General features: G+C 45.3%; 16 protein-coding genes. 4 read left to right on the top strand and 12 right to left on the bottom strand.

All coding sequences use genetic code 11. The features are described 5' to 3' along the window. Positions 1-40: 40 nt before the first annotated feature. The 8 genes from H9L42_RS06600 to sfsA all read right to left on the bottom strand — a co-directional run bounded on the left by H9L42_RS06600 (position 41) and on the right by sfsA (position 6,096). Entirely contained in the window at positions 41-328 is a 288-nt protein-coding gene (locus H9L42_RS06600; RefSeq protein WP_187302603.1) for a hypothetical protein, read from the bottom strand. Between the two features lie 45 nt (positions 329-373). Next, positions 374-1,090 (bottom strand): DUF4367 domain-containing protein, encoded by a 717-nt coding sequence (locus H9L42_RS06595; RefSeq protein ID WP_187302602.1) that lies wholly within the window; start codon positions 1,088-1,090, stop codon positions 374-376. A gap of 39 nt (positions 1,091-1,129) precedes the next feature. Then, positions 1,130-1,285, bottom strand: a complete 156-nt coding sequence (locus tag H9L42_RS17160; RefSeq protein ID WP_187302601.1) for a sigma factor-like helix-turn-helix DNA-binding protein — start codon at positions 1,283-1,285, stop codon at positions 1,130-1,132. A 365-nt stretch (positions 1,286-1,650) separates the two neighbouring features. Then, positions 1,651-1,926, bottom strand: a complete 276-nt coding sequence (locus H9L42_RS06585) for a hypothetical protein (protein WP_187302600.1) — start codon at positions 1,924-1,926, stop codon at positions 1,651-1,653. Beyond that, a complete protein-coding gene (locus H9L42_RS06580) occupies positions 1,911-3,224 on the bottom strand; it encodes a replication-associated recombination protein A (protein WP_187302599.1) in 1,314 nt (437 codons plus the stop codon). The genes H9L42_RS06585 and H9L42_RS06580 overlap by 16 nt, the downstream gene beginning before the upstream one ends. A 20-nt stretch (positions 3,225-3,244) precedes the next feature. After that, on the bottom strand, positions 3,245-4,516 hold the full coding sequence (locus tag H9L42_RS06575) for a type II restriction enzyme (RefSeq protein WP_187302598.1): 1,272 nt from the start codon (positions 4,514-4,516) through the stop codon (positions 3,245-3,247). After that, positions 4,500-5,351 (bottom strand): DNA adenine methylase, encoded by an 852-nt coding sequence (locus H9L42_RS06570; protein WP_187302597.1) that lies wholly within the window; start codon positions 5,349-5,351, stop codon positions 4,500-4,502. The genes H9L42_RS06575 and H9L42_RS06570 overlap by 17 nt, the downstream gene beginning before the upstream one ends. Position 5,352: 1 nt before the next feature. Beyond that, a complete protein-coding gene (gene sfsA, locus H9L42_RS06565) occupies positions 5,353-6,096 on the bottom strand; it encodes a DNA/RNA nuclease SfsA (RefSeq protein ID WP_187302596.1) in 744 nt (247 codons plus the stop codon). A gap of 146 nt (positions 6,097-6,242) precedes the next feature. Here sfsA and H9L42_RS06560 point away from each other — a divergent pair, with 146 nt between their 5' ends. From H9L42_RS06560 to ychF, 3 genes are read left to right on the top strand one after another with little or no spacing between them, the layout of a single operon-like run. Next, a complete protein-coding gene (locus H9L42_RS06560; RefSeq protein WP_187302595.1) occupies positions 6,243-6,776 on the top strand; it encodes a hypothetical protein in 534 nt (177 codons plus the stop codon). Between the two features lie 46 nt (positions 6,777-6,822). Next, on the top strand, positions 6,823-7,578 hold the full coding sequence (lgt, locus tag H9L42_RS06555; RefSeq protein ID WP_187302594.1) for a prolipoprotein diacylglyceryl transferase: 756 nt from the start codon (positions 6,823-6,825) through the stop codon (positions 7,576-7,578). Further along, the gene (ychF, locus tag H9L42_RS06550) at positions 7,575-8,669 is read left to right on the top strand and encodes a redox-regulated ATPase YchF (protein WP_187302593.1); all 1,095 of its coding nucleotides are present in this window, start codon (positions 7,575-7,577) and stop codon (positions 8,667-8,669) included. The genes lgt and ychF overlap by 4 nt, the downstream gene beginning before the upstream one ends. Positions 8,670-8,838: 169 nt before the next feature. On the opposite strand, the gene H9L42_RS06545 is transcribed toward ychF, so the two are convergent. Beyond that, positions 8,839-9,981 carry a Fic family protein gene (locus tag H9L42_RS06545; RefSeq protein WP_187302592.1) on the bottom strand — a complete coding sequence of 381 codons (1,143 nt, stop codon included), beginning with the start codon at positions 9,979-9,981 and terminating at the stop codon, positions 8,839-8,841. A 390-nt stretch (positions 9,982-10,371) separates the two neighbouring features. Between H9L42_RS06545 and H9L42_RS06540 the strand changes: the two genes are divergently transcribed. Continuing rightward, positions 10,372-11,589 carry an ammonium transporter family protein gene (locus H9L42_RS06540; protein WP_187302591.1) on the top strand — a complete coding sequence of 406 codons (1,218 nt, stop codon included), beginning with the start codon at positions 10,372-10,374 and terminating at the stop codon, positions 11,587-11,589. Positions 11,590-11,898: 309 nt separating this feature from the next. Here the strand turns inward: H9L42_RS06540 and H9L42_RS06535 are convergent, their stop codons facing one another. From H9L42_RS06535 to H9L42_RS06525, 3 genes are all read right to left on the bottom strand, one after another. Beyond that, positions 11,899-12,153 carry a helix-turn-helix transcriptional regulator gene (locus H9L42_RS06535; protein WP_346726292.1) on the bottom strand — a complete coding sequence of 85 codons (255 nt, stop codon included), beginning with the start codon at positions 12,151-12,153 and terminating at the stop codon, positions 11,899-11,901. A 19-nt stretch (positions 12,154-12,172) separates the two neighbouring features. Then, the gene (locus H9L42_RS06530; RefSeq protein ID WP_346726295.1) at positions 12,173-12,520 is read right to left on the bottom strand and encodes a type II toxin-antitoxin system RelE/ParE family toxin; all 348 of its coding nucleotides are present in this window, start codon (positions 12,518-12,520) and stop codon (positions 12,173-12,175) included. A 16-nt stretch (positions 12,521-12,536) separates the two neighbouring features. Next, the coding region (locus H9L42_RS06525; RefSeq protein ID WP_187302588.1) for a hypothetical protein at positions 12,537-12,779 on the bottom strand (243 nt) is incomplete at its 5' end.

Raw genomic sequence — 12,779 nt, 5'->3', positions numbered from 1 at the left:
CCCTCTATAATATTAAGACGATCCTATCCGGCTTTTCGGTTCAAATTTTTTGGAGCCAAGGCAACGGATTATAAGAAAACCTCAAAAGGCATATTTGCTCTGGGGTCATCGCTGTTTTTCTTAATAAATATTTACGTTCTACTGCAAATAAAATTAAGAATATCATCAACAGAATTATAAGAAATAATGCTTTACCCCAGATTGTGACAAGCAAACCATGTTCCATAAGAAGTCGAAAACCTATACTTCCACCCGCTACCATGATTAAAAAAAGAATAATTCGTAATGGAGAATTCGGTATTTTTTTTGAGATGTTTAAAATATTCATGTTTCACTCTCTCCCTACTGGATTTTACACTATCCATGGTTCTTGTTATTCTCGTTCGACGATGCCTTCAATTACTCTCGCCCCTTCTTCTTTTGACAAATCTCCCACTACCGAAAAATTATGATCTCCTGCAGCATAGGTCACAGCGCTCCCACCATCGTATTTCGCATAATACATTTCCTTTTCCGAAAATGGCGACTGAAATAAGTCCCCCTTTACATAGACGTCCATATCATCGAAGAGAACCTCGATATCTACATACAGATCCTTCTTTCCTTTTAAAAAATGGTAGCTTGTTCCTGCTGCAGTTTCCATCCTGTCAAAGGAAACTTCCTGAAATTCATATCCCTCCGGGATATACGAAGGCACGTACAGTGTCCCTGCGATCTCTTTTCCATCGGAAAGGTCCTCCCAGTCTGTCAGAACCAGTGACTGCACGCCGTTTTCGTCCACGACAGGTTCGTTTTCGGAAAAGAAATGTTTGACATTTTGAATCAGGCTTTTTACGCCATAAGAAGCCTGGGAATTCATAAAGAGGCTGAGCGCGCTGCTTGTCAGGAATACCGCAATGAGAAACACGGCGATCTTCGCAAGACGATGATGTTGCTTTGCTTTTTTGTTTTTCGATTCCAGGTCTTCTAAAAAAGACAGATCCGGCTCCGGGATCGCAAACTGCTCCACCGTTTCTTTGTCTAAATCTACATGTTCCCATGCCTCCTGCATCACCTTTTTGAACTGGTTATGTATGTTTTTGTTCTCCATCTTCCCCCCTTTTCTCTGCCTTTTGACAGCATCTTTCTCTCAAATTCCACGTCGATACCGGGTCTGAACGGTATCATAACGCATCTGGAATTCCGCGGCGATTTCCGGAATTGTTTTTTCATAAATGAGATACCATGTTAATACGGTCCGATATTTTTCATACAGCTCCATTAAAGCTGTCAGTATGTCTCGCACCTCTTCCTGCCTTTGCAAATGCTCCAGATTAACATAGCCTTCTATAAACATAAGACGAAGAAAGATGTATGATCGGTTCAAAAAAGGCGAAAATTTTTTTGAAAAAATTTTTTATTCGTTTGTTTAAAATGTAAAGAGGTTAATTGAGATGCCAATAAAGGTGCTCGGTAACGAATGTGTCAGCTGTTGGCGGACAACAGAAAAATTAGCCACTTTAAGAGAGAGTTGGTAATGCTGCGGCATTATTGCTCTCTCTTCTTTATAAAATGAATCGTCGTATATCATGGGGGAGCAATGGTTAAGAGGTGTTCAAAAAGCGGGAAGAACTCTTGCCAATTCCAACCTGCGGATTTCCATCAAATCTTTCAAAAAATGTCCAATCCGCAGAAGATTTCTATTTTGGACACGTTTTTTTGTCCTGTATATTTATCACTCATTTTTTCTTTTCTAATTTTCAACGGTTTTGGGCTGGCAGAGGAAAGAATCCTCCTGCGAACCGTTATTTTTTCAAAAAAACGTGTCCAAACAGACGATATTTTCAAAATTGGACAAATTCCTGCCGGAATCACAAACGTTCCATCTACTTTATATTCACTTTTTTGATTATTTATGCATTTATCCCCAATTAACCTTTCTTCCACTCCTTAATCCGCATAAGCCGTTCCCGCAGCTTGGCCTCCAGTCCCTGTTTTGTGGGACGGTAATATTCCCTCTCCTTCAAAGAATCCGGCAGGCACTGCATATCAGTCAGCTTTTCTTCCGTATCATGGGCGTACTGATAGCCCTTCCCGTAATCCAGTTCCTTCATCAGCCGGGTGGGCGCGTTGCGGATTACAAGGGGCACCGGCTCAGCCAGATCATTCAGCGCGTCTTTCTTCGCGTGTTCATAGGCCATATAAAGAGCATTGGATTTAGGCGCCAGGGAAAGGTAGACCACCGCTTCCGTCAAATGAACGCTGCACTCGGGCATACCAATAAAGTGGCAGGCCTGATACGCGGCAATGGAAAGCTCCAGGGCCCGGGGATCGGCAAGCCCCACATCTTCGCTGGCAAACCGGGTAACCCGCCGGGCGATATACAGAGGATCTTCTCCGGCCTCCAGCATCCGGGCCAGCCAGTAGACCGCGGCGTCCGGGTCAGAATTACGCATAGATTTATGAAGGGCGGAAATCAGGTTGTAATGCTCCTCCCCGTTTTTATCATAAAGCAGAGATTTCTTGGACGTACACTGTTCCAGCGTCTCATCTGTAACAATGATACTCCCGTCTTCTTTTGCATCTCCGTTGAGGACTGCCATCTCCAGAGTGGAGAGGGCCATACGGGCGTCTCCGTCCGCGAACCGGGCGATTCGCTCCAGCAAAGATTCTTCCATTTGGATGTTCTGACCGCCGAATCCCCGTTCATCTTTCAGGGCGCGGGCAAGAAGTCCTGTCAGTTCTTCTGTTTTCAGCGCCTGCAGAACGAAAACTTTGCAGCGGGACAAAAGCGCGCCGTTGATTTCAAAAGACGGATTTTCCGTTGTGGCGCCGATCAGGATAATGCTCCCTTTTTCCACAAAGGGAAGGAACGCGTCCTGCTGAGCTTTATTAAAACGGTGAATCTCGTCGACAAAGACAATGGTTTTTTCCCCGTATCTGCGGTTTTCCTCCGCCTTCTGCATGACCGCGCGGATCTCTTTAATTCCGCTTGTAACCGCGGAAAAATCAATAAACGACGCTTTCGTCCGGTTAGCGATGATCCGGGCCAGCGTCGTCTTTCCCACTCCGGGCGGTCCCCAGAAAATCATGGAAGAAATCTGATCGTTTTCAATTAGCTTTCGCAGAACCTTTCCGGGTCCCAGAAGATGAGACTGCCCGGCGTATTCTTCCAGAGTCTGCGGCCGCAGCCTCGCCGCCAGCGGCTGGGGGACTTCACGTTCAAACAAGGATATCTGTTCCAAATGCTCCACCTCCCTGAAAATTATACAGAAATCAGATCACGAATCCAGAGAAGCCATCCCCTCACAGAGCTGGATCTCCGGTCAATCAGATTTTCACTGCAAAGCGCCAGCGCCCGCATCCGTTCTTTAATGTACGGTTTTTCCGGAAATTCCCCGGTTCGCAGTACAACTTCAAAAAGCTCATGAAAAATGGGATGCTTTAAAATCAGACGCGCATATTCCAGCTGGCGCTCTTTATATTTCATCTGCAGAAGCCGTTTCCCCGCAGGCGTAATATGCACTTTAACCCCTGCTTCCCCCTTCTTTTTCTCCGCCAGCCCCAGATACCTGCAAGCATTATAATAGTAGTCCGACTGGCGCGGACGGAATCCAAACAACTCGGCAATTTCCCCTGTAGTCATCGCTTTTTCCTTCAGATGTTCCACCAGGGAAATGACCTTAGGGAAACTGTCCGCCTGAATGAAGGTCACCTTCGGCTCCGGCTGGGGCCTTGTCTGCCGGAAAACCCGCAGCAGATCTTCTCTGGAAATTTCAACATCCTCCAGACTGTAACGCTTTTCCCGCACCAGCTGGATCGAGTTGTAATCGCAAATGTCTGAAAAGGCATATTCCAACAGACGAAAAATGCTGTTGGAATAAACCATAAACACCGGGCGTACGTTTTTACGAATCCGTTCCTGCCACAACCGATAGGGGTAATAAAGCTGCCGAATCAGAAAATTACTATGCACTACGTTCTTTCCCTCGATCAGCGCAAAGGATGTTTTACCTTCAAATCCGCCGTCAATCTCCACCTGGGAATTGCGCACCTGGATGGTATTCGCGCATCTGTCCCCGTTTCCCTTCACTTGAAATTCAAAGCTTCCCGATCCCATACGGCCGGATACGGTCTGGGCCATCCGTTCTTCTCCCAGAAAATCATCCAGGATACCCGCAATCCCCATTACATGAATCGCCGCCGCTTCCGAACGGATGTCCCGGACGTCGATAGTCTCAAAGTAATCCGGTATTTTAGCGGCCGCCAGTTTGACGCCGCCTATGGTTTCCGGAAAATCCTGATACAAATCAAATTCGCCCAGCACATAGCTGCCCCTGGTCACCGGAAGAATCCCGATCCGGCTGCCAAAGACCTCCGGGCGGGACTCCCGCGTATCAAATTTGGTCATCAGACGGGGCTCCTTAACCTGGCGGATCTGATCGGCGGTAATCAAAAAACGTCCGTTTCTGCGGATTTCCTCCCGGATATGGTATTTTTCAAAGAGGATCTCCCATTTTTCATCGATCAGGCTCATAATTTCTCACAAGCACCTCCTCAATGGCGCCCCTCTTTTCCGGGTTGGCGTTAATCGCCCGTTTGGCGGAAACATATTCGATTTTATAATCGCGGTACAGATCCTCGATGAACGGACACGCCGAGTTGGACAAGAGAAATTTAATTCCCCGTTTCGTCAGCCGATCACACTGTTCTTTCAGCGCTTTCTGCTCCTGCGGACCGAACCCCGCGGCCGTGTACCCGGTAAAAGAGGCCGACGCGCTGATGGGCATGTAAGGCGGATCAAAATAGACAAAGGCCCCTTTGCGGATTCCCTTCAGCGCCTCCCGGTAATCCCCGCACAAAATGGTGATTTTCCCTTTGTTCAGATACTGGCAGAGAGCGTGAATCGTTTCCTCATTTACAATATTCGGCTTTTTATACCTTCCCCATGGGGAATTGAATTCACCGGAACTGTTTACCCGAAACAATCCGTTGTAGCAGGTTTTGTTGAGATAAATAATCCGCGCCGCCTTCTCCACTCTTGTCAGAGATCGGTACGCGTCCTTGTCCCGATCCAGGGAACGAACCTCATAAAAGTAAGGTTCACAGTTCTTTTCCTGATGCTCCTTCAGCTTGGCAATCAGCTCTTCCGGATCTTCCTTGATGACCCGGTACACATTCATCAGTTCTTCATTGGAGTCATTAATAACCGCCTTTTTCGGCTGCGTTCCGAACAGAACCGCGCCGCCCCCTACAAAGGGCTCGTAGTAAGTCGAATATTCCGGGATCAGCGGCACAATGCTGTCTAAAAGCTGTCTCTTGCCCCCTACCCATTTTAAAATCGGTGAAACCAACGGATTCTTTCCCGCCATCTTATGCCCCCTTATTCTCGTCTGGTATAAATTTTGACTGCGGACACAGATCCACCGGGATCCAGCTGTCCAGCTTCATGCTTGTTTCCGTAACCTGGCAGTCACAGGCTAAAATCCTTACGCCTTTCTTTTCCGCTTCCCGCAGCGCGTCCCCAAACTGTGGATGTGTCCGGTCGTTGGGATAAAAGCACCGGACGCCCTTCATCTGGATAACAAACAGCGCGCAGACATAATACCCTTCCTCTTTCGCCCGCGCCAGTTCCTGAATATGCTTGATCCCTCTCTCCGTCGGCGCGTCAGGAAAGGCGGCGATTCCGCCGGCTTCCAGCGTAACGCCCTTAACTTCTACAAACCCTTTCTCTCCATTCTGATTTTCGATATAAAAGTCCAGGCGGGATTCGCCGTATGTTTTCTCCGGCTGAATTTTAACAGCTTGTCCGAAGTCCGGTAAAAGCAGCGCGCCGTCTTCAAAGGCTTCCTTCACCGCCTGATTGGGCGCCTGAGAGTCCATATTAATAAGTAGCGTTCCTTTCCTGACCCCAATCAAAGAATACCGCAACTTGCGGCTTCCCATCCTGCCCGCGAAATCTTCCAGATAAACAGTCGCTCCCGGCACCAGAAGTTCCCGGCATCGTCCTGTATTTTTCACATGAGCGCGGACTTCCGTCCCGCAGACTTCCACCCTCGCCACAAAACGGTTTATCCGCTCGATAAACCTTCCTTCTCGTATGTTCTCATATTCCATGATTCTATTGTAACAGAACTAGTTTGCTTTTTACAGTAAAATTCGTCCGGCGTTCCGGAATTTGCTTGTTATAATGTAGACAAGATAGTATAATGTGGATAGATATTTTTGCGGCGGTTTTTATGATTGGAGGATAGGCGTAAGAAATGATGAAAAAAAGACAGTTCACGCTGCTGATGGTTCTTGTTTTGCTTTTTTGTTCCCTCACGCTTTCCAGCTGCGGACAAAACTCCGGAGACGAAGAACTTATGGACGAATTAGCGGAACCTGAGATTACAGTAAAATATCTGTCAGGAGAATATGCGGATCAAATTCTGAAAGACGGCGGAGAAAAGGTTCTCGGCACGATCTCCATTGATGAGGCCGGAAACGGAGATTATGATCTGACGGTAAACAGTATGGTAATTGTAGAAAGTTCGATTACGGACGAAGGTTATTATGTCGCAGATAAAAATCTATCGGAAACAGTCCCGCTGGATTCAGAAGCCCGTGTTACCTATATAAAAAACAAAAAAAAAGGGCCTCAGGTCATGGATCTGAACAAATTTATTGCCCAGGTTCAAGATGACGCGGCTTCACAGGATAAGGCTGGAAATTCGGAGGAAGAAAAACTTTACGATGTATACATAATCGGCGGCAGCGCTCTTATGATCCTGGCGAGGGAACTTCCGGACGCATAATCGATTATGACTCAACTAAAAAAGAAAGGTTAAATTAGGAAAATTTATGCCAATACCAAATCCAGTCGCATTTACTGTTTTCGGCATTGAGGTTCGCTGGTACGGAGTTCTCATTGCGCTGGGAATGGTGCTTGCGACGCTTCTCACTTATAAAAGGGCTCCCCGCCACGGGCTGGAACCGGATCGGGTTTTAGATTTTATTCTGATCTGTATCCCGGTCGGCATCATTGGGGCGCGCCTTTATTATGTCGTATTCAACTGGTCCATGTACGAAGGCGACTTTTTGAAAATAATCAACCTCAGGCTTGGAGGGCTCGCCATTCACGGCGGGCTCATTTTCGGCATCGCCGCGGCCGTCATTTTGTGCGCGGTCTGGAAAATCCGTCCCCTGAATGTAATGGATCTCGCGGTGCCGGGCGTCGCGCTGGCACAGGCAATCGGGCGCTGGGGCAATTACTTTAATTCCGAAGCCCACGGCGGTCCGACGGATCTTCCATGGGCGGTCATGGTAAACGGCCAGACCTATCATCCGACATTTTTATATGAGTCTATCTGGTGTTTCCTGTTATTCCTGTTCTTAATTTATATGGACAATCACCGTCGTTTCGAAGGGCAGATTTTCCTGCTCTATGGAATCCTTTATTCTGTAGAACGCTTTTTTGTAGAAGCTCTGCGCACGGATTCTCTGATGATTGGGCCCTTCAAACAGGCACAGGTGCTAAGCCTTTCGGTTATCATTGTCTTTACAATTGCTTACGTGATTTTATATAAATATTGGAAGAAAAAAGGAGTTTTGAAATGAAGTTAGGTATTGTAGGTTTACCAAATGTAGGAAAAAGTACGTTGTTTAATGCGATTACAAAGGCTGGTGCCGAGGCTGCTAATTACCCTTTTTGCACCATCGAACCCAATGTGGGCGTTGTAACCGTTCCTGACGAACGTTTGAAAGTCCTGCATGAGATGTATAATTCCAAGAAAACAATCTATACCACCATTGAGTTTTATGATATTGCGGGACTTGTAAAAGGCGCCTCCAAGGGGGAAGGCCTGGGAAATAAATTCCTCGGCCATATCCGTGAGGTCGCTGCTATCGTCCATGTGGTCCGCTGTTTTGAAGATCCGAATGTGGTGCATGTAGACGGAAAAATTGACCCTCTCTCAGATATCGAAACCATCAATATGGAACTGATTCTCTCTGACCTGGAAGTTCTGGAGCGCCGTATTCAGAAAACCACCAAGAATCTTAAAGGGGATAAGAGCCTGCAGAAAGAGCTGGATCTGCTGAAACGGATTACCGCATTTCTTGAAAGTGGTAAATCCGCCCGCGCGATGGATCTGACCGACGATGAAGCGGACTTTGTTAAAGGCCTTGATCTCCTTTCTTACAAGCCGGTTATCTACGCGGCGAATGTCTCTGAAGAAGAAGCCGGCGCCGGCGAGGAAAATGAATACGTGAAAGCTGTCCGCGAATTCGCGGCCACAGAAGGCTCGGATGTAGTGGTTATCTGCGCGAAAATCGAGGCGGAAATGTCCGAACTGGATGATGAGGAAAAAGCCATGTTCCTAGAAGAACTGGGTATCGAGGAATCCGGACTGGACAAGCTGGTGAAAGCATCTTACCATCTGCTGGATCTGATTTCTTTCTTGACCGCGGGTGAACCGGAAGTACGGGCTTGGACCATCAAGCGCGGCACGAAAGCGCCGGGCGCTGCAGGAAAAATCCATACGGATTTTGAACGCGGCTTTATCCGCGCGGAAACCATCGCCTACGACAAACTCATCGAGTGCGGCGGAAATCTGGCGACAGCCAAGGAAAAAGGACTGGTGCGCTCGGAAGGAAAGGATTATGTGGTGCAGGACGGGGATGTGATGCATTTCCTGTTTAACGTATAAGAAAGAACAAACCCCTGAGAATCAGCTGGAATGGTTGATTTTCAGGGGTTTTTAGCGACCGGACGATTCCGGTTATTTCTCATTATTTTACCCTCAATTTGCACATTTTCGGGTATTATTGCACACTTATTGCACACCTGTGCGATAAAAAGTCCCCTAATGGGGGGAACTAATCTTGATATTTTTCAAGATAATCAGAAATATCATTTAAGTCTACGCTAAATAAGTATTTCCTTGATGGTTTCTTCCGTTTTATTGGCACACCCTCCTTAATCAGACCTTCTAATATTTTTTTTGCCTTTCCATAACTGCAGTCCAAAAGATTGGCTATATTTTGTATGTCAAACCTTTCACTTGCAAAAAGCTTATTCTGTATTAAGAAAAAGATTACATTACGCTCATCTGCATTTTTTATCTTTCCAACCAATCCGTTATAGTAATATAATACCTCCATTCCTTCGTCAAGGCGAGTAAAGATGCTGGCAGCCGCATGCTCTAGCATCTCTAAAAACATTAGAATAAATGGGGTTACATCCCCTCTGTTTTTCACATCATTACAAAGGTCAAACGCTTTATAGTATTGTGATTTATCATTTTTTATAGCATAAGCCAACCTCAAAGCAATCAATGGATTTAAATCCTTTTGTAACATATAACTGCTTATGAATCGGCTTAATCTACCGTTTCCATCATAAAATGGATGAATATAACCAATCAGATAATGCACAACCGCAATTCGTACCAGCAATGGGAGTTGTTCACTATTTAGAATTTCGATTGCTTTTGACATATATTCCACAATTTTAGCTTCTGGGACGACGCCTTTATGTTTCTCTTGTTGCGTTGCGGAAATCACACATGCACTGCCTTTCCTAAAAATCTCTCCATCTGGTTTATTACAATCATCTATTTCCGGCAAAACAATTTCATCATAAAGGTTTCTTATATCCTTACAAGAATTTAAAGGGATGTCGCCTGCGTCCGACTCTAACAGCCTTAAATATTTTTGAATAAGCCCTTCAAATCTACTATGTTTATTCTTTTTGTCGTCCGGTGCTTCAATTACATCAAGAATTTCTTTTCTTGTACTCCTTACCCCCTCGATGTCGTTTGTCATCATGATTTCATCGATAAGGCAGTTTCTTGAATAACAGTCGCGAGCAGCCCTGGGAAGTGATTTATATAGCACTTCTATCTTGGAGTTGACGGTAAGGACTTTTGATAAAAGGGATACCATTTCTGGAGTGTACACAAAAAACATCTCGCCTTGCCCACCATTTAATCCAAGTGAAACACATGCCATATCATTCATTCTCTTATGATATTCATTCTCATATTCTGCGCGTTTCGAATAATATATTTTTTTTAAAGAAATGTACTGCACTATACTCACCACTCTTTTATTAATAAGTATCCTTATAGTACTATATTTGGGCAAAATATACAATAAAATATCATATTATATCATTTTAATTTTATATATCTCATTTTTTGAAAATTAAATTCACTATTTCCATTATTTATTTTCTATTTTACCATATTTTAAAATTATTATGCTATTTTGCAAAATAAAGCCCCAATTCGTTTCATTATTCAAAAAAATCACACTCGCCGAACTATTTTACTATATATTTACAGTTTTTCATTCCAGTGTTAAACTTTTATCAGGGGTAAGTTTATTTAACAAGGAGCTGAAAAAATTATGTCAACAAAACCTCAAGGCAATTCCAGGAACGCTACGTTTCTGATTGTCGCATTTCTTTTCTTTATTGCAGTCGCAATCGCTTTTCTGCCTGCTGTCAACGAGAATATCGCAGAAGGCATGAAAGAGCTGACCGGTCAAAGCATCGACACACAGTCACTGGCTTATGAAGCACGGACGATTTTTGACACACTCTGTTATAATCGCTCGATTCATATTCTGGCCATGCTGCTCTTAGGTTTCGGATTTCTGATGGTTGTTGTGCGCGGACACGGCTATAGTTCCATCACAGCGACACTGCTTGCGGTTAGTATCGCGATTCCGGTTTATATGCTGATTAAAAGCTTTATGGGAGAAGGTTCTGCCCTCAGCATCGACGCGTTTATGTGGGCAGAGTTCGCCGCTGCAAGTCTTCTGATCGCAATCGGCGCTCCCCTTGGACGCTTGACCATGGATCAGTATCTGCTGCTGGGCGTTTTGTTCGTCCCGGTTTATCTGTTCAACGAATGGCTGCTGCTTGAAAGCGGTTATTTCAATGGATTTCAGGATACCGGCGGAAGTGTTGCTATCCATGCCTTTGGTGCCTACTTTGGTCTGGGCCTTGTAGCCACAACTGCCAAAAAATTCGAAAACGGGCCATCCTGTGAATCCGACAGCACCAGCAACCAGTTCTCCCTTTTGGGGAGCCTGCTGCTGTGGGTATTCTGGCCATCCTTTACAAGCGCGGTGGCAAACCCGGAACGGGTGGTTCTTACTGCCATTAACACGGTATTTGCCCTTGCCGGCGCTACGATCGCCACATACATATTCTCAAAGCTGATCCGCGGCAAAGTTGATATCGAAGACATCGCCAACGCCTCTCTTGCCGGCGGCGTAGCCATCGGTTCCACCTGCGACATCGCAAACCCGGGACTTGCCATGCTGATCGGCCTGGCGGCAGGCGTTCTCAGTACTGTCGGCTACAGCATCATCGCGCCTCGTATTGAAAAACTGATTCGCGGCGCCGATACCTGCGGCGTTCATAATCTGCACGGTATGCCGGGACTTCTTGGCGGACTTTCCGCGATCATCATTACAGGAAACGCCGGTGTTCAGATTATTTGCATGGTAATTACCATTGTTGTCGCTTTCATTGGCGGCAGAATTGTCGGCGCGATCGTCGGACTGCTGGGCACGAAAAAAGAGTTGTACAGCGATCTGGACGAATTCGGTCACTAAGTCCGGATTTGTGTGGGGATGACTTTTGAAAGTAATGAAATTTATAGGAATAAGATTTAATTAAAAGAGAGTAATGAGGGAAATCGCAAAACAGGGCTCCGCATCTGATAAACAGGAATGCGGAGCCCTTTAGTCTCCTATAATTTTATGCTTTCAGACCCTTCGTATCATCACTGATTTCTTTGGTTACACTTCTGATTTTGGCTTCCTCAATCGTAGTAAAACCGTAATCATCCACCAGTCTATTGCACCGCTCTCACCTATGACAAACTCTCTTGTTTGGTAAACAATTTGTAAAGCCTTGCAGCCTTACAACCTCTTTTTCGGAATAAATTCAATTTTAAGTGTCATATCCATTCCGTCTGCCAGACGCTTCAGCAAATTAATAGTCGGGTTTCTTGTTCCATTTTCTAGCTTACTGATATCTGCCTGGTTAATCCCTGTACGTTCTGCCAACTGTTTTTGGGTTAAATGCTGGGATGCCCGCGCTTCCACTATTGCCCTTATAATATCCAGTTCCGGCTGATTTTCCTCATATTCTTTTCTGAATGCCTCATTCCTCATCTGCTCTCCCAAATAATCGTTAAATTTCCTCATTTTCATCATGCCTTTCCAAATAATTCTTTCTATAAGCCTTTGCTTTTTCGAGTTCCGCTCTGGGTGTCTTCTGTGTCTTTTTCACAAATCCGTTTGTTAAAATTATTTTGCCATTGTGGTAAAAAAAGTATAAAACTCTTGTATTATTACTTCCAACTTTCCCCCGCAACTCAAAAATTCCATTCCCTAAATATTTACTATATGGTTCTCTAAGCATATTTCCCTTTTCTTGCAGGATTGTAATCATACCTACCATTTTTGCTCTCATTTTTAGGTCAAGGCTGTCAAGAAAATCGGCGGTGTCAAGTTGTTGTGGAGTTTTTGGTTGACAGATCCAAAATGATTATCATCTAGCTTAGCGGTATGCCTCTGTTCATACTAAGGCTTCTGATCAGTGTCTGGGTTCCGCTGCTTCCATCGAAAACAGGCTCTCTCCTCTCAAATATGCTGAAATCAATCGCTCCCTCGCAGGCCTCCTCTATGATCCGTTCTGCATATTCACCATAGCTGCCTTTTCCTCTGTCTTTGTCCTTGAAATCCCTCGCTTCTATCTTTCCTCGGTTCTTTATGTATATCCTCTGCTTCGTCAGTTT

It is taken from the genome of Zhenpiania hominis, assembly GCF_014333425.1.
In the GTDB taxonomy this organism is placed as follows: domain Bacteria; phylum Bacillota; class Clostridia; order Peptostreptococcales; family Anaerovoracaceae; genus Hominibacterium; species Hominibacterium hominis.
This window is presented reverse-complemented; position numbering and strand designations above follow the sequence as displayed.

What these genes read in the sequence shown, in the direction of transcription:
- H9L42_RS06600 (WP_187302603.1), bottom strand. Translation starts at nt 328, where the DNA reads ATGAATATTTTAAACATCTCAAAAAAAATACCGAATTCTCCATTACGA.
- H9L42_RS06595 (WP_187302602.1), bottom strand. Translation starts at nt 1,090, where the DNA reads ATGGAGAACAAAAACATACATAACCAGTTCAAAAAGGTGATGCAGGAG.
- H9L42_RS06575 (WP_187302598.1), bottom strand. Translation starts at nt 4,516, where the DNA reads ATGAGCCTGATCGATGAAAAATGGGAGATCCTCTTTGAAAAATACCAT.
- H9L42_RS06570 (WP_187302597.1), bottom strand. Translation starts at nt 5,351, where the DNA reads ATGGCGGGAAAGAATCCGTTGGTTTCACCGATTTTAAAATGGGTAGGG.
- sfsA (WP_187302596.1), bottom strand. Translation starts at nt 6,096, where the DNA reads ATGGAATATGAGAACATACGAGAAGGAAGGTTTATCGAGCGGATAAAC.
- H9L42_RS06560 (WP_187302595.1), top strand. Translation starts at nt 6,243, where the DNA reads ATGATGAAAAAAAGACAGTTCACGCTGCTGATGGTTCTTGTTTTGCTT.
- lgt (WP_187302594.1), top strand. Translation starts at nt 6,823, where the DNA reads ATGCCAATACCAAATCCAGTCGCATTTACTGTTTTCGGCATTGAGGTT.
- ychF (WP_187302593.1), top strand. Translation starts at nt 7,575, where the DNA reads ATGAAGTTAGGTATTGTAGGTTTACCAAATGTAGGAAAAAGTACGTTG.
- H9L42_RS06545 (WP_187302592.1), bottom strand. Translation starts at nt 9,981, where the DNA reads ATGAATGATATGGCATGTGTTTCACTTGGATTAAATGGTGGGCAAGGC.
- H9L42_RS06540 (WP_187302591.1), top strand. Translation starts at nt 10,372, where the DNA reads ATGTCAACAAAACCTCAAGGCAATTCCAGGAACGCTACGTTTCTGATT.
- H9L42_RS06535 (WP_346726292.1), bottom strand. Translation starts at nt 12,153, where the DNA reads ATGAGGAATGAGGCATTCAGAAAAGAATATGAGGAAAATCAGCCGGAA.